Source organism: Streptomyces sp. CNS606 (genome assembly GCF_000426325.1).
In genome coordinates, this window is record NZ_AUFD01000015.1 from 17687 (window position 1) to 35718 (window position 18032).

15 protein-coding genes are annotated in these 18032 nt (G+C 73.4%); 9 read left to right on the forward strand and 6 right to left on the reverse strand.

What is annotated here, in order from left to right:
• Positions 1 to 35 precede the first annotated feature (35 nt).
• Complete coding sequence (locus K304_RS0112160) at positions 36 to 299, reverse strand: WhiB family transcriptional regulator (RefSeq protein WP_027763975.1); 264 nt, start codon at positions 297 to 299, stop codon at positions 36 to 38.
• Between the two features lie 601 nt (positions 300 to 900).
• Between K304_RS0112160 and K304_RS0112165 the strand changes: the two genes are divergently transcribed.
• The 3 genes from K304_RS0112165 to K304_RS0112175 are packed head-to-tail and all read left to right on the forward strand — an operon-like array spanning position 901 to position 3778.
• Positions 901 to 1434 carry a cysteine dioxygenase gene (locus K304_RS0112165; RefSeq protein WP_027763976.1) on the forward strand — a complete coding sequence of 178 codons (534 nt, stop codon included), beginning with the start codon at positions 901 to 903 and terminating at the stop codon, positions 1432 to 1434.
• A 44-nt stretch (positions 1435 to 1478) separates the two neighbouring features.
• A complete protein-coding gene (gene cofD, locus K304_RS0112170) occupies positions 1479 to 2438 on the forward strand; it encodes a 2-phospho-L-lactate transferase (RefSeq protein ID WP_037790151.1) in 960 nt (319 codons plus the stop codon).
• Positions 2435 to 3778, forward strand: a complete 1344-nt coding sequence (locus K304_RS0112175; RefSeq protein WP_027763978.1) for a coenzyme F420-0:L-glutamate ligase — start codon at positions 2435 to 2437, stop codon at positions 3776 to 3778. Before cofD ends, K304_RS0112175 begins: the two co-directional genes overlap by 4 nt.
• 80 nt (positions 3779 to 3858) lie before the next feature.
• Here K304_RS0112175 and K304_RS28645 read toward each other — a convergent pair whose 3' ends face one another.
• The 3 genes from K304_RS28645 to K304_RS0112190 form a co-directional block, all read right to left on the reverse strand.
• Complete coding sequence (locus K304_RS28645; protein ID WP_078528975.1) at positions 3859 to 4884, reverse strand: DNA-3-methyladenine glycosylase family protein; 1026 nt, start codon at positions 4882 to 4884, stop codon at positions 3859 to 3861.
• A gap of 40 nt (positions 4885 to 4924) precedes the next feature.
• Positions 4925 to 6007: a mannose-1-phosphate guanylyltransferase gene (gene manB / locus K304_RS0112185; protein WP_027763979.1), complete on the reverse strand. Its 1083-nt coding sequence runs from the start codon at positions 6005 to 6007 to the stop codon at positions 4925 to 4927.
• A 355-nt stretch (positions 6008 to 6362) separates the two neighbouring features.
• Positions 6363 to 7910: an N-acetylmuramoyl-L-alanine amidase gene (locus tag K304_RS0112190; protein ID WP_027763980.1), complete on the reverse strand. Its 1548-nt coding sequence runs from the start codon at positions 7908 to 7910 to the stop codon at positions 6363 to 6365.
• Between the two features lie 128 nt (positions 7911 to 8038).
• Between K304_RS0112190 and K304_RS0112195 the strand changes: the two genes are divergently transcribed.
• The 5 genes from K304_RS0112195 (at position 8039) to K304_RS0112215 (ending at position 14499) form a co-directional block, all read left to right on the forward strand.
• Entirely contained in the window at positions 8039 to 8794 is a 756-nt protein-coding gene (locus K304_RS0112195) for a TIGR03089 family protein (RefSeq protein ID WP_027763981.1), read from the forward strand.
• A gap of 267 nt (positions 8795 to 9061) precedes the next feature.
• Positions 9062 to 10282 (forward strand): LCP family protein, encoded by a 1221-nt coding sequence (locus tag K304_RS0112200; protein ID WP_027763982.1) that lies wholly within the window; start codon positions 9062 to 9064, stop codon positions 10280 to 10282.
• Between the two features lie 120 nt (positions 10283 to 10402).
• Positions 10403 to 12160, forward strand: a complete 1758-nt coding sequence (locus tag K304_RS0112205; protein WP_027763983.1) for an LCP family protein — start codon at positions 10403 to 10405, stop codon at positions 12158 to 12160.
• A gap of 70 nt (positions 12161 to 12230) precedes the next feature.
• A complete protein-coding gene (locus K304_RS0112210; protein ID WP_078528977.1) occupies positions 12231 to 13937 on the forward strand; it encodes an LCP family protein in 1707 nt (568 codons plus the stop codon).
• Positions 13938 to 14070: 133 nt separating this feature from the next.
• Positions 14071 to 14499, forward strand: a complete 429-nt coding sequence (locus K304_RS0112215; protein ID WP_136183852.1) for a hypothetical protein — start codon at positions 14071 to 14073, stop codon at positions 14497 to 14499.
• Positions 14500 to 14566: 67 nt separating this feature from the next.
• Here K304_RS0112215 and K304_RS0112220 read toward each other — a convergent pair whose 3' ends face one another.
• Positions 14567 to 15592 carry a glycosyltransferase gene (locus tag K304_RS0112220; RefSeq protein ID WP_027763986.1) on the reverse strand — a complete coding sequence of 342 codons (1026 nt, stop codon included), beginning with the start codon at positions 15590 to 15592 and terminating at the stop codon, positions 14567 to 14569.
• A 304-nt stretch (positions 15593 to 15896) separates the two neighbouring features.
• On the opposite strand from K304_RS0112220, the gene K304_RS0112225 reads away from it, so the two are divergent.
• Positions 15897 to 17312, forward strand: a complete 1416-nt coding sequence (locus K304_RS0112225; protein WP_486591644.1) for an LCP family protein — start codon at positions 15897 to 15899, stop codon at positions 17310 to 17312.
• Positions 17313 to 17652: 340 nt separating this feature from the next.
• Here the strand turns inward: K304_RS0112225 and K304_RS0112230 are convergent, their stop codons facing one another.
• A complete protein-coding gene (locus tag K304_RS0112230) occupies positions 17653 to 17928 on the reverse strand; it encodes a hypothetical protein (RefSeq protein WP_027763988.1) in 276 nt (91 codons plus the stop codon).
• Between the last annotated feature and the right edge of the window lie 104 nt (positions 17929 to 18032).

The following is an 18032-nucleotide window of genomic DNA, read 5'->3' on the forward strand; positions in this document are numbered from 1 at the left end:
TCACCGGGACGTCACCGGTGGTCGGCCGCCGCGGGTCAGACCGCAGCCTTTTTCAGCCGTCGGCGCTCGCGCTCGGACAGTCCGCCCCAGATTCCGAAACGTTCGTCGTTGGCGAGTGCGTATTCGAGACACTCGGACCGGACTTCGCACGCGAGACAGACCTTCTTCGCCTCCCGCGTGGAACCGCCCTTCTCGGGAAAGAACGACTCGGGATCGGTCTGGGCGCACAGCGCGCGCTCCTGCCAGCCGAGTTCCTCGTCCGCCTCTTCGACCAGCAGTTGCTCCACCAGCTCGGTCATGTGCGCGCCCCTCGTCCGTCTTTGCTTCCCCGTGATGCCGTCGTTATCGATCCCGCCTGAACGACACGTGTGAAATTACAAGTGTGCCGATCCGGGAGGGTCAAGCTGAGATCTGCTATTGAGCCCGATATTCACTCTGCGGAACCAAGAGCTTGCAGAAAGTGTTCAATTCTCCACAAACTATGACAGTCGTACCGGGTGATCCACCCGTGGGACTCTCCTGTCCTGAGTGACGACTCAGCCGTCGATCACGTTCCCGGCCGCCGGCCGAAGCGAAGCGGATCACAACCGGATCACAGGTTCACAACGGCGCTCACGGGCCGGGATGGTGCGCCATGTGTCCGCGATCACCGGAGCACAAACCCTTCTGTCCCCGACGCCACTCGAAGCGGTGAGACCTTCGCCGCCAAACGCGACATCCGGTTGACACCGCCCACGGGCTCCGGTCTCCTTGTGCCCATGCCCGTGACCCGATCGCTCACTCCGGCCCGCCGCGGCGGGATCCTTCGTGCTGCGTCCGGTCACTGTCGCTGTCACTGCTGTTGAGGCACCCGAGGTACCCACACCGCCCCTCCCCTCCGGCACGAAGGCGACCTTCCCCGTGAACAGCGACGTCCAGATCGCCGGCGACCTGCTCGCCGTCCCCCACCTCCTCCAGCCCGCGCCCCCGCACCCGACGACCGTCGCGGAGTTCGCCGGGCTGGCCCGCACCCTGGCCGCCGACCGCGCGTCGTGGGCGCCGCTGGTGCGCTACGACGCCACCACCCGCTGGTACCACCGGCTCCGCACCGGCCCCGGCTACGAGGTGTGGCTGCTCAGCTGGCTGCCCGGGCAGGGCAGCGGACGGCACGACCACGGCCCGTCGTCCGGCGTGCTGACCGTGCTGGAGGGCGAGCTCACCGAGCACTCCCGCGGCGGCACCAGGCGGCTGCGGTCCGGCGCGCAGCGGGTCTTCGCCCCCGGCTACGTGCACGAGGCGGTCAACACCGGCCTCGAACCGGCCGTCACCCTGCACGTCTACTTCCCGGGCCTCACGCAGATGCCCATGCACGCCCCCGTCCGCCCGGAGGCCGTGCCCTCCGCAGCCGCGCCCTCCGCGGCCGCGCGGGCGGACGGCGCGACGACCGCCCCCTGAGACCCGGCTGCCCCCGGCCCGGCCGGGCTGCGAGACTGTCCGTCATGCAGCGCATCGTGGTTCTGGCCGGGGGTATCGGCGGCGCCCGCTTCCTCCGCGGCCTCCAGTCCGCCGCACCGGACGCGGACATCACCGTCATCGGCAACACCGGGGACGACATCCACCTCTTCGGTCTGAAGATCTGCCCCGACCTCGACACCGTGATGTACACGCTCGGCGGCGGCATCCACGAGGAGCAGGGCTGGGGCCGCGCGGGCGAGACGTTCGCGGTGAAGGAGGAGCTGGCCGCGTACGGCGTCGAGCCCCAGTGGTTCGGGCTCGGCGACCGGGACGTCGCCACGCACCTCGTCCGCACGCAGATGCTCGGCGCCGGCTATCCCCTCAGCGCCGTCACGGAGGCGCTGTGCGCGCGCTGGCGACCGGGCGTACGGCTGCTCCCGATGACGGACGACCGGGTCGAGACCCACGTCGCCGTCGAGGAGGGCGGCGAGCGCAAGGCGCTCCACTTCCAGGAGTACTGGATCCGGCTGCGCGCCGAGCCGGACGCGCAGGCCGTCGTGCCCGTCGGCGCCGACCAGGCCGAGCCCGCGCCCGGTGTCCTGGAGGCCATCGCCGAGGCGGACGTGGTGCTGTTCCCGCCGTCGAACCCGGTGGTGAGCATCGGCACGATCCTCGCCGTACCCGGCATCCGGGAGGCCATCGCCGAGGCGGGCGTACCGGTCGTGGGCCTCTCCCCCATCGTGGGCGACGCGCCGGTCCGCGGCATGGCCGACAAGGTGCTCGCCGCGATCGGCGTCCGGTCCACCGCCGCGGCCGTCGCCCGGCACTACGGCTCCGGGCTGCTCGACGGGTGGCTCGTCGACACGGTCGACGCGGGCGCGGTCGACGAGGTCGAGGAGGCCGGCATCCGCTGCCGGGCGGTACCCCTGATGATGAGCGACCCGGAGGCGACCGCACGCATGGCGTCGGACGCGCTGGCACTCGCCGAGGAGGTGCGGGCATGACCGCGCCGGAGCACCGCGACGCCCGCCCCGGCTTCCGCGTCTGGGCGCTGCCCGGCATCCCCGAGGTGCGCGAGGGCGACGACCTGGTCAAGCTGATCGCCGAAGCGGCCGCGGCCGAGGGACTCGACGGCCTCGTGGACGGCGACGTACTCGTCGTCACCTCGAAGATCGTCAGCAAGGCGGAGGGCCGTACGGTCGCCGCCGACGACCGGGAGGCGTCCATCGACGCCGAGACCGTACGCGTCGTCGCACGGCGCGGACCGGCTCGCATCGTCGAGACCCGGCACGGCTTCGTGATGGCCGCCGCAGGCGTCGACGCGTCCAACACCCCGGCCGGAACCGTGCTGTTGCTGCCCGAGGACCCCGACGCGTCCGCCGCCCGCCTCCGGGACGGCCTGTACGACGTGCTGGGCGCGCGGGTGGGCGTCGTCGTCACCGACACCTTCGGACGCCCCTGGCGCGAGGGGCAGACCGACGTGGCGATCGGCGCGGCCGGCGTGCGCGTCCTGGAGGACCTGCGCGGCGGCGTCGACTCCTACGGCAATCCGCTGGGCGTCACGGTCACCGCCGTCGGCGACGAACTGGCCGCGGCGGGCGAACTGGTGAAGGGCAAGGCCGACGGGCGACCGGTCGCGGTCGTCCGCGGCATGGGGCGGCACGTGCTCGGCGCCGGGGACCGGGACACCACGGCGCGGCCCCTCGTACGGGACGCGGCGCTGGACATGTTCCGGCTCGGCACCTCCGAGGCCGTACGGGAGGCGGTGACCGGGCGGCGCACCGTGCGGGAGTTCACCGGCGAGCCGGTGGACGGCGCGGCGGTGCGCCGGGCCGTCGCGGCGGCCGTCACCGCACCCGCGCCGCACCACACCACGCCCTGGCGGTTCGTCCTGCTGGAGTCCGAGGCGTCGCGGCTGCGGCTGCTGGACGCGATGCGGGACGCCTGGATCGCGGACCTGCGGGCCGACGGCAAGAGCGAGGAGAGCATCGCCAAGCGCGTGCGGCGCGGCGACGTGCTGCGCAACGCGCCGTACCTGGCGGTCCCGTGCATGGTGGCGGACGGGTCGCACACCTACCCGGACGCACGCCGGGCCGCCGCCGAACGCGAGATGTTCGTCGTCGCCCACGGTGCGGGCATCCAGAACTTCCTGGTGGCGCTGGCCGGCGAGCAGCTGGGGTCGGCGTGGATCTCCTCGACGATGTTCTGCCGCGACGTGGTGCGCGACGTGCTCGAGCTGCCCGGGACGTGGGAGCCGATGGGCGCGGTGGCGATCGGCCACGCGGCGGCCGCGCCGAAGGCACGGCCCGCGCGGAGCGCCGACGCGTTCACCGTGGTGCGCTGAGACGTCCCCGGCCGTTCCGGTGCGCGGGCGCCGGCTGCCCCTCCCCGGCCCGGCTCTCCCCTGCCTCGGTGCTCCCCGCCTCAGAGCGCGGCGATGTCGGTGCGGGGCATCTTGGGCACGCGGCGCGGCGGGATGCGGCCGGTCGTGAGCAGGAGCCGGGCCGCGCGGTGGCGCTGGCCCTGTGCCGCGTAGGGAGCCAGCAGTTCCAGCATGCCGTCGTCGTCGCAGCCCCGGCGTCCGGTCAGGGCGTAGCCCACGATGCCCGGCAGGTGCAGGTCGCCGACCGTCAGCGCGTCGGCCGCGCCGTTGCTGCGCTGCAGCGTCTCCGCGGCGGTCCACGGGCCGATGCCGGGGATGGCGCAGAGCCGGGCGACCGCCGCGTCGAGGTCCATGCGTGCGGCCTCCTCCATGCGCGACCAGCGCTGCACGGCACGCAGGATCGTCGCGGAGCGCTTGGAGTCGACGCCGGCGCGGTGCCACTCCCAGGAGGGGATCAGCGCCCAGCTACGCGGCGCGGGCAGGACGTGCAGGTCCTCGCGCGGGCCGGGCGCCGGCTGTCCGAAGCGGCGCACCAGGCGGCGCCAGGCGCGGTGCGCCTCCTCCGCGGTGACCTTCTGCTCCAGCACCGACGGGATCAGCGACTCCATCACCAGGCCGGTGCGGACGAGCCGCAGGCCGGGGTTGCGGCGGTGCGCCTCGCGCAGCAGGTCGTGGTGGGCCACGAACGCGCCGGGGTCGTCGTCGGCGCCGAGCAGCGCCGGGAGCCGGTCCAGCGACCATTCCGCGCCGGTCCCCCACGCCTCCGCCTCGACGCGGGTGCCGGGCCCGCCGCCCCGGGCGGCGATCCGCAGCGTGACCGGCCCGGCGGGCGTCCGCATGGTGCGCCACACAGCGCCGTCCACCACCCGGCAGGTGGGGTCGTACGGGCCGCGGCGCAGCACGTGCAGACTGCCCAGCAGGTCGTACGGCCCTTCGGGGTCCCACCGGCGGCGGACTCCGGACGCGGACGGGCGGACGCCGGACCGGGAAGGGCGGACTCCGGACGCCTCCGGCCTCGGCCGCGGCAGCCCGTCGGCCGGGGACGGCCTGCTTCCTCGTCGGGCCATCGTCGCCACCGCCTCACGTCACGTCCGCCGCGTCTCTCACTCACTGGTCGGAGGAGAACCGGACCGCGCCGGCCCCGATGCGTGCACCGCACCATATGCGGATGCCGTCGCGCAGCTCGTTGTCGGGGCCGACCTCTGCGCGGTCCCCGATGACGGCGCCGTCCAGGACCGTGCGCGCCCCGATGCGCGCGCCCGCGCCGATCAAGGAGTCGCGTACGACGGCGTCCGCTTCCACGACCGCGCCGTCGAGCAGGGTGCTGCCCTCGACGCGGGCTCCGGTGCCGACGACCGCGCCCGTACCGACGGCGGTGCCGCCGGAGAGCTTGGCGTCCTCGGCGACGGTCGCTCCGTCCAGCACCAGGCACGCACCGCGGCGGCCCGGCACGGCCGGCGAGGGAGCGTGCCCCAGGACCAGGTCGGCGGACCCGCGGACGAAGGCCTGCGGGGTGCCGAGGTCCAGCCAGTAGGTGGAGTCGACCATGCCCTGGAGGTGGGCGCCGTCGGCGAGCAGTCCGGGAAAGGTCTCGCGTTCGACGGACACCGGACGGTCGTGGGGGATCGTGTCGATCACGGACCGCTGGAAGACGTACGCACCCGCGTTGATCTGGTCGGTGACGATCTCCTCGGGCGTCTGCGGCTTCTCCAGGAAGGCGGTGACGCGCCCGTCGTCGTCCGTCGGGACGAGCCCGAACGCGCGCGGGTCGGCCACCCGCGTGAGGTGCAGGGACACGTCGGCTCCGGCGTCGGCGTGCGTGCGGACGAGAGCGCGGATGTCCAGGCCGGTGAGGATGTCGCCGTTGAAGACGAGCACCGGTTCGTCCGGCCCGGAGGTGAGGCGGGAGGCGACGTTGCGCAGGGCCCCGCCGGTGCCCAGCGGCTCCTCCTCGGTGACGTACTCCAGGTGCAGGCCGAGGCCGGAGCCGTCGCCGAAGTGCGGCTCGAACACCTCCGCGAGGTAGGAGGTGGCCATCACCACGTGCTCGACCCCGGCGGCGCGGGCCCGGGCGAGCTGGTGGGTGAGGAAGGGCACCCCCGCGGCCGGGACCATCGGCTTGGGCGTGTGCACCGTGAGCGGCCGCAGCCGGGTGCCCTTGCCTCCGACGAGGAGAATCGCCTCAGTCAACGTCGTCTCTGCTTCCTGCCGGGGCCGGTCCGTCTCGTCCGCCACGCCTGCGCTCCCCTGACGCCGGGGCCGTCGGCGGGTCGGCGCCGCGCGGCATGACGTGGGACGCGCCGCCGGCCGCGCGGGGTTGACCGACGGGATGCCGTCGACGGGGGATCCGGCCGGGCCGGGTCGACGCCGACCGCCGCCCCGGTTCTTCGGGGCGTGCGGGGCCGGGACCCGATCGCCGGGCGGTCGGCGGCCAGTCTATGCGGACGGCCGCCGCCCGTCCCGGCCCGCGGGTGAGCGCTCCCGGCCCGCCGGCCGACGGACCCGCCGTACGCCCGTCGGCGTAGGGAGGACGCCTCCTTCGAGGTCAGCGCCCCTGGAGCTTGGCGGCGAGCTTCCGGATGGCGCCCAGGTCCTGGTAGAGCTGCTTGCCGGGGCAGGCGGTGGAGAAGCCGTCCCGGTGGCCGGAGATGGTGCGCATCCTGACCTTGGCGCCCTTGCTGTACTTGCCGCCCTCGGACGTCATCCGGGTGCTGCCCTCGGCGTTGACGCCGTAGAGCCCGAGCTTCCAGGCGGTGAGCTTGGCGATGGCGTCGGTGGCCTTCTTCGGCGGGTTCTTGCTGCTGAAGTCGCCGAGGACGGCGACGCCCATGCTGGCGTTGTTGAAGCCGAGAGTGTGGGCGCCGCGCACCGGCTGGGTGACGCCGCCGGCCCGGCCCTCGTAGATGGTGCCGCACTTGTCGACGAGGAAGTTGTAGCCGATGTCGCGCCAGCCCAGGCTCTTGACGTGGTAGCGGTAGATCCCGCGGATCACCTTGGACGCTTCCTTGCAGCGGTAGCCGTTGCTGCCCGCGGTGTGGTGGACGAAGGCCGTCTTCACGTCGTCGCCGTACGCGTAGCCGCTCTCGCGCACGCTCTCGTCCGCGCCCCAGCCACTGCGGATGACGATGCCGGGCCGGGGCCCGACGTGCGGCTTGCCGTCCGCCGCCCGCACCTCGGGGGTGAGGTCGTGCTCGGCCGCGTCCGCGAGGGTCTCCTCCATGGTCAGCGCGGGCAGCCGGCCCGGCGCGGCGGCGGCCTTCTCCCCGGCCGACTCCTCCCGGGCCGGAGTCTCCTCGGCGGCCTGCTCCTCGACGGGCGCCTTCTCGGCGGCCCGCTTCTCGCCAGGCTCCTTCTCGGCGGGCTCGTCCTCCGCGAGGCTCTGCGCCCCGCCGCCTCGCGGAGCGCCGGCCCGTGCGCCCGTGCCCGGTACGTCGGAGACGGGACGTCCGCCGGCGGCGTCGGCGATCCGGGCCGGGGCGTCACCGGGGTCGACCAGTTCCAGCCGCAGGCCGCGCGGGAGTTCGCCGTGCTCGGGGCGGACCTGCACCTGGACGCCGTCCGAACGGCCGACCCACAGGGGCGGGGTGGAGCCGCGCTGCGCGCCGTCCTCGCCGCCGGCCCCCCGGTGGGACGGCGTCGGGGCGTGCTCGCTGTGCGTGGCGAGGGTCCGCCAGCTCGACCAGTCGCCCGTCGCCGCGTTCCGGGTACGGATGCGCACGTCGGCGTCGAGCCGCTCCCGGGGGTCCTGCCAGACGATGCCGACCAGGGAGAACGGGCGCACGGTGCGCTGCTCCAGACCGACCGCGTCTCCCGGCGCGGCTCGCCCGTCCACTGCTCCGGGACGGGTCTCGTGGCGGTGCGGGGCACTGCCCGAGCGCCGGGAACCGGCCGGATCGCCGGGCGACGCGATCCGGGCGAGCGGCAGCGACTGCGTGCTGCCGGGCATGCCGGTGACGGGGGATGCGAGCGACGCGTCCCGCTGCCCGGCGGCGGGGGTCCGGACGTCGCCGGGCGCGGCCGCCGCGGCGGCCGGCTGCAGCAGGAGAGTCACGGTGGACAGAACACCGAGAGAGGTGGCGAGAAGTGCACGCATACGTACGACAATGAGCCGATTCACCCGCTTCTGTCCATCCGGGAACTGACACGCCGTCGGCCCCGGGACGCTCGAACAGGTGCCCCGCGCGGCGGGTGACGTCCCGTCGGACGCGTACCCTGGCCCCGATGAACGCCACCGACCGCACCCCCGCCGACCTGCTGTCTTCCGCGCTCGCCGCCGACCCGGCGCGGCCGCTGGTGACCTTCTACGACGACGCCACCGGCGAACGCGTGGAACTCTCCGTCGCGACCCTCGCCAATTGGGTGGCGAAGACCGGCAACCTGCTTCAGGACGACCTGTCCGCCGCACCCGGCGACCGGCTCGCGCTGCTGCTCCCGGCGCACTGGCAGACCGCCGTCTGGCTGCTCGCCTGCTCCGCCGTCGGGGTGACCGTGGACCTGCACGGCGACCCGTCCGGTGCGGATCTCGTCGTCGCCGGCCCGGACGCCCTCGACGCGGCACGCGCCTGCGGTGGCGACCGGGTGGCCCTCGCACTGCGGCCGATGGGCACCCGCTTCCCCCAGCCCCCGGAGGGCTTCGCGGACTACGCGGTGGAGGTCCCCGGCCAGGGCGACCGCTTCACGCCGTACGCCCCGGTGGACGCCGACACCACCGCGCTCGTCCTCCCCGGCGGCGAGGAGCTGACCGCGGCGCAGCTCGTCGAGCGGGCACGCGCGGACGCGGCGGGGCTCGGCCTGGAAGCCGGCTCGCGGCTGCTGTCGCGCCTGCCGTACGACGACTGGGCCGGGGTGTCGGCCGGGCTGTACGCGCCGCTCGCCGCCGGGGCGTCCGTGGTGCTGTGCCGGAACGCGGACGGACTGGACGCCGCCGCGCTGGAGCACCGCCGCGACGCCGAACGCGTCACCCACACCGCCGGCTGACGGCGTTCCCGCCGCGCTCACCCGCAGGGCCCGTCGCGACCGCCGGCGTCACATCGGCGCGACCGTGCGTACAACCCTTGGCCCGTCCCGCACGTCTGTCTGAGTGACCGGCTTCCGTACGGCCACCCGGCGGCCTGGCGCCCGAACTCCGCCTGCGCACACCCGCGCGCCGCCCGTACGTCCGCACGCCGCCCGAGCCACCCGGCTCCGCGGCGGTGCGCCGGTCCGCCCGCGCACCAGCGAGACCCCGGACGGACGGACGCCCACGTGACCACTCACACCGGCCCCACCGGCGACGACGGAACGGCCGCCACCCCGGCGGCCTCCCCGGAGACCACCGAAGCCGGACCGGCGAACTCCGCTTCCCGGCCGCGCCTCCCGGGCCGGCGGCGCCGCGTACTGCGCTGGGTGGCCTTCGGCACGTCGGCGGCGCTGCTGGCCGGCGCCGGCACGGCGTGGGCGGTACTGCGGGACCTCGACGGCAACATCCGCACCGACACCTCGACCGCCCGCGAACTGGCCCGCCACGCGGACGAGCGCCCCGACCCGGCGGCGGGCGAGACGCGGAACGTCCTGCTGCTGGGCTCCGACAGCCGGGAGGGGCGCAACTCCGGCTACGGCGACGCGATCGGCGCCCGCAGCGACACCACGATCCTGCTGCACCTGCCGGCCGACCGCAGCCACGCCACCGCCGTGTCGATCCCGCGCGACCTGATGGTCGACGTCCCCGAGTGCCGCCGATCCGACGGCACCACCACCCGGGCGCAGTTCGCCCAGTTCAACTGGGCGTTCCAGTTCGGCGGCGCGGCCTGCACCATCCGCACCGTGGAGAAACTGACCGGGGTGCGGATCGACCACCACCTGATCGTCGACTTCAAGGGCTTCAAGAACATCGTGAACGCCGTGGGAGGCGTCGAGGTCTGCCTGCCGCACGACGTTCACGACCGGGACGCCCGCCTGGACCTGGAGGCGGGGCGGCAGACGCTGAACGGCAAGCAGGCACTCGGCTACGTGCGGGCCCGCAAGGCGTTCGACGGCAGCGACACCCAACGCATGGGCCGCCAGCAGGACTTCCTCGCCTCGCTGCTGGACGAGGTGCGCGAGGAAGGGGTGCTGACCGACCCGTCCAAGCTCTACCCGCTGCTCGACGCCGCCACGTCGGCACTGACCGCGGACGAGGGCCTGGACTCGCTCCGCGAGCTGTACGGGCTGGTGCGGAGCCTGCGGGAGACACCCGAGGGCGAGGTGCACTTCCTCACGGTGCCCCGGCAGCCCTACACCCTCGACCCGAACCGGGACGAACTCGTACAGCCCGCCGCGAACCAGTTGTTCGAAAGGCTGCGCGAGGGGGAACCCGTGCGCGTGACACACACCACAGCACCAGGAGCGACGCCCGACTCGTCGCCGGAGCCCGAATCCCCTTACCGTGAGGCCTCCGATGCCACCGGCGTATGCAGCGGGGACGGTGCACGGAATGGGGGGAATTGACCTACTAGGAGCCGACGATGCCGGTCACCGGCATCGCTGACCGGCCGGACCGCCGGATATGGTGAGCGATCCGGTCCGCCCCTCGGGGCGCCAGGCGCACAATGGAGGACACTCGCAATCGTGGACGCGCAAGGCCGGCGACACGCAGGCGACATCGACCCCGCAGACCAGTGGGTGTTCAACCCGAGCACCGGCACCTACGAACTGCAGTCGGGCCCTGCTGCCGACAACTCCCGCCACACGTACGGCAACGGCGACCGCATGACGGCGCCGCGCCAGAGAACGCCCTCCTCCTCGCAGCCTACCGACCGTCAACGCGCGGAGACCGACGGCTACGTGCCGCCGCAGCGCGGACGCCGCCGCGCCCGCCCGCAGGACGACGGCGAGCACCCCCGCTCCGGCGACGACGGCGGCGGGCCGCGCGCCAGCCGCCGCAAGCCCCGCCCGAAACCGACCGGGAAGAAGCGCGCCCTGCAGTGGGGCGGCGGCATACTCGGCATGCTCCTGCTGGTCGGCTGCGCGAGTGTGGCCTGGACGTACTACCGGCTGAACGGCAACCTCACGACCGTCGACGTCGGCATCGACAACCCCGCCGTCTCCGACGGCCCGCTGAACATCCTGCTCATCGGCACCGACTCCCGGCAGGGCAAGGGCAACGACGGCTACGGCGACGCGGAGAGCGTCGGCCACGCCGACACCACGCTGCTCTTCCACGTCTCCGCCGACCGCTCCAACGCCACGGTGCTCTCCATCCCGCGCGACCTGATGGTCGACGTCCCCGACTGCCCGGTGACACAGGAGGACGGCTCCAAGAAGATCATCCCCGGCACCCAGAACGTGCGCTTCAACACCAGCCTGGGCCAGTTCGGCCGGGACCCGGGCTGCACCTGGCGCACGGTGCACGAGGTGACGGGCGTCCAGCCCAACCACTTCATGCTGGCGGACTTCAACGCGGTGAAGGAACTCTCCACGGCCGTCGGCGGCGTCGGGGTCTGCCTCGAACACCCCGTCAAGGACCCCAAGTCCCACCTGGACCTCCCCGCCGGACGCAGCGTCGTCGAGGGCGAACAGGCCCTGGCCTTCGTACGGACGAGGAAGTCGATCGGCTTCTCCAGCGACCTGGACCGGATCAAGCTCCAGCAGCAGTTCCTGAGTTCCATGGTGCGCAAGATGAAGTCCAGCGACACCCTCACCGACCCGGGCAAGCTGTTCGACCTGGCGGACGTGGCCACCAAGTCGCTGACGGTGGACGACGGCATCGGCGGGGTGGACAAGCTGATCGCCCTCGCCAAGGACCTGCGTCGGGTCGACACGAAGAACATCAGCTTCGTCACCGCGCCGGTGCTGGACAACCCGGAGGACCCGAACACGGTCATACTGGAGCCGGACAAGGCCCAGCCGCTCTTCCGCATGGTCCAGCAGGACAAGTCCCTGACGAAGACCGACAAGGGCAAGAAGAAGGCGAAGAAGGACCAGGGCGCCGACCTGTCGAAGGTCGAGAAGGCGCCCGCCTCCGAGGTACGGGTCGACGTGCTCAACGGCGGCGCCCCGGCCGGGTCCGCGCAGACCACGCTCACCTGGCTCCAGACCGAACAGGGCGTACCGCTCTCCACCAACGCGGGCAACGCCCCGAAGGAGCTGGAGAAGACGACCCTCGCATACGCCCCGAACCAGGCCTCTCAGGCCGCCGCCCTGGCGGAGATGATGGGGCTGCCCTCCTCGGCGCTGAAGGAGACCTCCGGGGACGCCGGACCGCAGGAGGGGATGACCCTCACGCTCGGCGCGGACTTCGTCGAACCGGGCGTGAAGCTGGAGGCCCCCGACAAGGCCCCCGTGGACGCCGTCAACGCCGGCGACAAGTCCCTCTGCGCCGGATAGCGCGGACCCCCTGCCGCCTCCCGGGAGGCGGCGGGGGACGTACAACACCACATCAGGACGGAGAGGTCTCGTGCGGCAGCAGGACGACATCCGGCACAGCAGGAGACGTTCGGGTGCGCCCTCGGCCGGCGATCTGGGCTGGGACGACGGTCTCTACGACGACTCCCGCCGCCCTCCGCACCCGCGCAGCGGCGACCACGACGACACCGGCGAACCCGGCGGCCCCGGCGAGGACTCCGGGGAGATATCCGGCGGCGGGCCGAAGCGTCCCCGGCGCCGCACCCTGCGCTGGATCGCCATCGGCCTCGCCGTCCTCGTCCTCGTCACGGCCGGCGGCGGTTACCTCTACTACCAGTACCTGAACGGCAACCTCCGCACCGGCGAGCGCAGCGCCTCCGACAGCGGTCTCACCGCCCCCGGGCCCAACGCGCAGGGCGACACCCCGCTCAACATCCTCGTCCTCGGCTCCGACAGCCGGAACTCCGACGCCAACCTCGAACTGGGCGGCAGCAGGGACAGCGTCGGGCAGAAGCCCCTGGCCGACGTCCAGATGCTGCTGCACATCTCCGCCGACCGCTCGAACGCCTCGATGATCAGCATCCCGCGCGACACCCGGGTGGACATCCCCGAGTGCACCGACGCCGACACCGGGAAGACGTACCCGGAGACCAACGGACTGATCAACACCACCCTGGGCCGCGGCGGTCCCGGCTGCACACTCGCCACCTGGGAGAAGCTGACCGGCGTCTACATCCACCACTGGGTGACCGTCGACTTCGCGGGCGTCGTGGCCATGGCCGACGCGGTCGGCGGCGTCGAGGTCTGCGTCGAGCACAACGTGTGGGACCGGCCGCTGCCGGGCGCGGGCGGCGGATCGGGGCTGAAGCTCACCGCCGGCACGCACGAGATCAAGGGCGAGACCGCCCTCCAGTGGCTGCGCACCCGGCACGCGTTCCACAGCGACATCGGCCGCGCCAAGGCCCAGCACATGTACCTCAACTCGATGCTGCGGAAGCTCAAGTCGCAGAACGTCTTCACCGACACCGGACGGCTCCTGGACCTGGCGGAGTCCGCCACGAAGGCCCTCACCGTGTCGAACGAGATCGGCTCGGTGAAGGACCTCTACAACGTCGGCATCCAGTTCAAGAACGTGCCGACCGACCGCGTCACGATGGCGACCATGCCGACCGTCCAGGACCCGTCGAACCCGAACCACCTGCTGCCCGGCGAGGAAGCCTCGCACGTCTGGGCGATGCTGCGCGACGACGTGCCGCTGGACGGGAACGGCGAGAAGGCGGACAAGAAGGGCGACGACGGGAAGGCGCCGGGCGCCGGGGCGTCGGAAGGGCCGGAGGCGCAGCCCGCCTCCGCGATCCCGGTGCGGGTCCTCAACGGCACCGGCAGCGACGGCGAGCCGGCCGTCGACGGCCGGGCCGGCAGCGTCACGCAGCAGCTCCAGGCAGCGGGCTTCGGCCGGGCCGCCACCGTCGCCACGCCGCAGCCGCAGGCGGACACCACGCTCATCTACCCGGAGCCGGGCGGCGCGCAGTCCCGCGCCGACGCGCTCTTCGTGGCGAAGGAACTCCGCGTCCCCGAGGACGCGGTGAAGGCGTCCTCCCAGGTGCAGTCCGTCACCCTCGTCATCGGCGACGACTGGCGGGAGGGCACCTCCTACGAGGCGCCCGGCGCCGGTTCCGTCCCCGACAGCGCCGACCCCCTCAACGCCTCCGACGACAGCGGGACGTGCATGCCCGTGTACGAGCCCTACCGCTGGTGACTCCCCCGCCCCGAAGGTGACCGGAATACCCTTTGTGCGCGCCCTGCGCCCCGTGGAACGATCGGGCACGCACGACCTCGTCGGGCTCGCTCGACGGGAACGGAGGGAATTCCGACCGAGGGGGGACTTCGGCATGCTCAGGAACGCGACACGTGTGCTCACCGCGCTCGCGATCGCCGCAGCGGCGACGCTTCTGGGGCCGGCGGGCACCGCGCAGGCGGCCGCCCACGGCTGCAACGGCACGCAGATCGACAGCTGGAACAACTACCACAACGGCACCCGGGTGGCCACGACCTACCTGTACTGGGACGGCACGTACAACTGCGTGGCGGCCGTGAAGCGGGGCGACTACTACGGGAAGCGGTCCCGGATCGCGGTCCAGGCGTGGACGGACGCCACCGGGTACGTCGGCGAGGACGACGGCCACTACCTCTACTACGCCAACTACCGCTTCTACGGGAAGAACCGCTGCATCGCCGTGGAGACGGCGATGTGGAACTTCTCCGGCAGCAACATCGTGCAGGACCACGTCCCGCCGTCCGGCTGGTTCCACTGCGGGTGACGTGCGCGCCCGCCCATGACGATGCCCCCGCCGGTCGGCGGGGGCATCGTCGTGTCGCCGGTTCCGGTCAGCGTGGAGTCGCCGACGCCGGGGCGGGGCGGCGGGAGGCGATGACGCGGCGCGCGAGCTTGCGCGGGCTGGTGAGGAAGCCCCAGCCCCAGGACATGTGCATGGTCGCCAGCGCCACCGGGATGCGGACCCGGGCGGCGAGCGGCAGACCGCGCCCGGCCGGGACGGAGCCGGCCGTGATGGCGGCGAGGTAGCCGGCGGGCACGGCGAAGGCCCACGGGGTGAGCGTCGCGCCCGCGACGAGCCCGGCGGCGATGGCGCAGAGCGCGGTGGGCGGCGCGAGGTAGCGGAGGTTGATGGAGCCGGCGTGGTAGCGGGCGACGACGTGCCGCCAGCGCCCGTAGTTGCGGTACTGCAGCGCCAGCGCCCGCACGTTCGGCCGCGGCCGGTAGGAGACGCGCAGCTCGGGCGAGAACCAGATGCGGCCGCCGGCCTCCCGGATGCGGAAGTTCAGCTCCCAGTCCTGCGCCCGGACGAACTCCTCGTTGTAGCCGCCCTGCTGCTCCAGCACCTCGCGGCGGAAGACCCCCAGGTAGACCGTCTCGGCCTCGCCCGCCTCGCCGCCGGTGTGGAAGGCGGCGTTGCCGACGCCGATCCTCGCGGTCATCGCGGCGGCGACGGCCTGCTCCCAGGCGTTCTCGCCCTCGGCGTGCATGAGGCCGCCGACGTTGGCGGCGCCGGTCTCCGCCAGCAGCCGCACGGCGGTGGCGATGTAGTCCGGGGAGAGCATGCCGTGTCCGTCGACCCGCACCACGACGGGGTGCCGGGACGCCCGGATCGCGGCGTTGAGTGCCGCGGGCGTGCGGCCGGTGGGGTTCGGGACCGTTTTCACGCGCGTGTCCTCGGCGACCAGTTCCGCGGCGATCTCGTCCGTGCGGTCCGTGGACGGGCCGAGGGCGATCACGACCTCCAGCTCGCCGTCGTACTCCTGGCCGAGGATGTGGCGCACGGAGTCGCGCAGGTGCCGTTCCTCGTCGAGGACGGGCATGATCACGGACACGGCGGGGGAAACGCGGGGATTCACGGCGGCCACGTTACCGCGAACGAGGGACACGCCCGCACGCCAGCCGGGTGCCCGGGGGGCCGCGGCGCGGCGTGTGGCCCGGTCGGGTCGGTCATACGTGCCTACAGTCCCGGTCACGACGCCGATACGCCCGGGTCGTCCGCCGTGGAGGTGCCGCTTGCCCCTGTCCCCCCGTCCCCGCTCCCGCCGCGACGCCGACCTCCCTCCGGGCGCTTCGGGCCCCGGAGGTGCCCCACTGGGCCGGCCACGCGGCAGAGGGCGCGCGCGCTGGGGGATCCGCGTCGCGGTCGGCGGCTCCGCGCTGGTGCTGCTGACCAGCGGCGTCGGGCACCTGGTGGTGAACGGGCTGGAGGGCGGGGTGAACCGCATCAACGCGTTCGCCGGGCTCACCGACCGGCCGGAGTCCACCGGCAACGGCCTCAACTTCCTCGTCGTCGGCGTCGACGACCGGCAGGAGCTGAGCGAGCGGCAACGTGACCGGTACAAGCTGGGCGGCGCCTCGTGCGACTGCACGGACACCCTGATGCTGGTGCACGTCTCGGAGGACCGCGACCGGCTCAGTGTGATCAGCATCCCGCGCGACTCGTACGTGGAGCTGCCCCCGCACACCGACGGCCGGACGAAGGTACGCCACGACGCGCTCCCCGCGAAGATCAACTCGGCGTACGCGCACGGCGGTCCGCATCTGACCGTGCGGGCCGTGGAGAAGCTGACCGACGTGCACATCGACCACTACCTGGAGGTCGACTTCACCAGCTTCGTGAAGACCGTGGACGTGCTCGGCGGCATCAAGGTGTGCACCGTGCGCCCGCTTCAGGACTCCTACTCCGGCCTCGACCTGCCCGCCGGTACGTCGACGCTGGACGGCGGCGAGGCGCTGAGCTACGTCCGTGCCCGGCACGTGGACGGCGGTTCGGACTTCGGGCGGATGCACCGTCAGCAACGGTTCATCGCCGCCGTCATCGAGAAGGCGACCAGCAGCGGCGTGCTGACCAGCCCGGTACGGCTGAGCAAGGTGACCTCCACGATGCTGGAGTCGGTGCGCGCCGACCGGAATTTCGGCACCGACGAGATGCTGGCCCTCGCGGAGGCCATGCGGGGCTTCACCCCCTCCTCGTCGGAGTTCGTGTCGGTGCCCGTCGCGGACCCGAGCCACGCCGTCGAGGGCGTCGGCTCGACCGTGCGGTGGAACGAGAAGAAGGCGGCCCGGCTGTTCGAGGCCGTCCGCCAGGACAAGCCGCTGGCCGGGCACGACACCGCGAAGAACGCCGGCGGCAGCGGCAACCCCGGTGGCGGCGGCACGACCGGGCGGCGGGCCGAACCCACCCTCGTGGACGTGCCGCCTGCGCAGGTCCAGGTCCAGGTGCAGAACGGCACCACCCGGTCCGGGCTGGCCGGGCGCGCCGACACGGCCCTGCGGGAGACGGGTTTCCGCACCACCGGGCTGCCGCGCAACGCCGAGACGCAGGACGTCGGGCGGACGGTGATCGCGTACGACCCGCGCTGGGACCGCTCGGTGCGGACGGTCGCTGCGGCCTTCCCGGACGCGGAACTCCGTGCGGAGCCGGGACGCGGGCCCCTGATGGAGGTCACGCTGGGGAAGGGGTTCGCCGAGGTGCACCCGGTCCGGGCGGCCGACCCGTTCGCGGCGGAGAAGCACGACGGCGACCGGGGCAATGGCTTCGAGGCCGTCACCGGCGACGAGGTCGCCTGCGACTAGGTGTGTTGTCCCGGCGGGCTGCCGACCGGCGTCGGGCAGCGCTGCGGGCCCGCGACGGCCCTGCCCGACCGGGCCTTGGGCCGGAGCCCACGCTTGCCGGGACAGGCACGGGCACGGGGAAGACCTCACGGGCAGGCACGGCAGAGACCACCCTGGTCACCTGTGGGGTGGCCTCGACGTGGTCGCCGCCGCCCCGTCTGAAGCGGAGGACCCGGACAGGGAGCGCACGGCACGTGCGCGCCGGCCCGGCATGGTCGGCGCGCCGCGCAGCCGTATGGCGGGCCGACGGCCGTACCCGTCGCGGGAGGGTGCGTTCCACGGGCCCCGGCCCCGGGAGGGGCTACGTGCGGGGGCCGCCGACGCCCTCGTCGTCGCCGCCGCGCCACATCCGCTCGTCGTACGCGGCGCTGGGGATCTCGACCACGTCCTCGTCCCGCCGCTCCTCGTGGGGCGGCAGCGCGGCGACGTCGGCGAGATCGAGTTCGAGGCGTTCGACGTCGTTGACCAGCCGCCCGACCGCCGTCACCTCCCCGTACCGGTCGCGCAGCGCGCTCACGCAGCGGCGCAGTTCGCCGATCGCGCGCTCCGCCGCGGTCACCTCCGCCGTACTCGCCATGCCGTCCACGCTCCTCGTCCGGTGGTCCGTGACATCCGGGTCTGCCGACAGCTTCCGGCGCGGAGCCGTCGCCCGCACGCCGAGCGGACCGCCGGGAGTCGTGG

Excerpts from the sequence above, each read along its gene's own strand:
- cofD (WP_037790151.1), top strand. The coding sequence starts at position 1,479 with ATGCAGCGCATCGTGGTTCTGGCCGGGGGTATCGGCGGCGCCCGCTTC.
- K304_RS0112190 (WP_027763980.1), bottom strand. The coding sequence starts at position 7,910 with ATGCGTGCACTTCTCGCCACCTCTCTCGGTGTTCTGTCCACCGTGACT.
- K304_RS28645 (WP_078528975.1), bottom strand. The coding sequence starts at position 4,884 with ATGGCCCGACGAGGAAGCAGGCCGTCCCCGGCCGACGGGCTGCCGCGG.
- K304_RS0112195 (WP_027763981.1), top strand. The coding sequence starts at position 8,039 with ATGAACGCCACCGACCGCACCCCCGCCGACCTGCTGTCTTCCGCGCTC.
- K304_RS0112230 (WP_027763988.1), bottom strand. The coding sequence starts at position 17,928 with ATGGCGAGTACGGCGGAGGTGACCGCGGCGGAGCGCGCGATCGGCGAA.
- K304_RS0112160 (WP_027763975.1), bottom strand. The coding sequence starts at position 299 with ATGACCGAGCTGGTGGAGCAACTGCTGGTCGAAGAGGCGGACGAGGAA.
- K304_RS0112175 (WP_027763978.1), top strand. The coding sequence starts at position 2,435 with ATGACCGCGCCGGAGCACCGCGACGCCCGCCCCGGCTTCCGCGTCTGG.
- K304_RS0112215 (WP_136183852.1), top strand. The coding sequence starts at position 14,071 with ATGCTCAGGAACGCGACACGTGTGCTCACCGCGCTCGCGATCGCCGCA.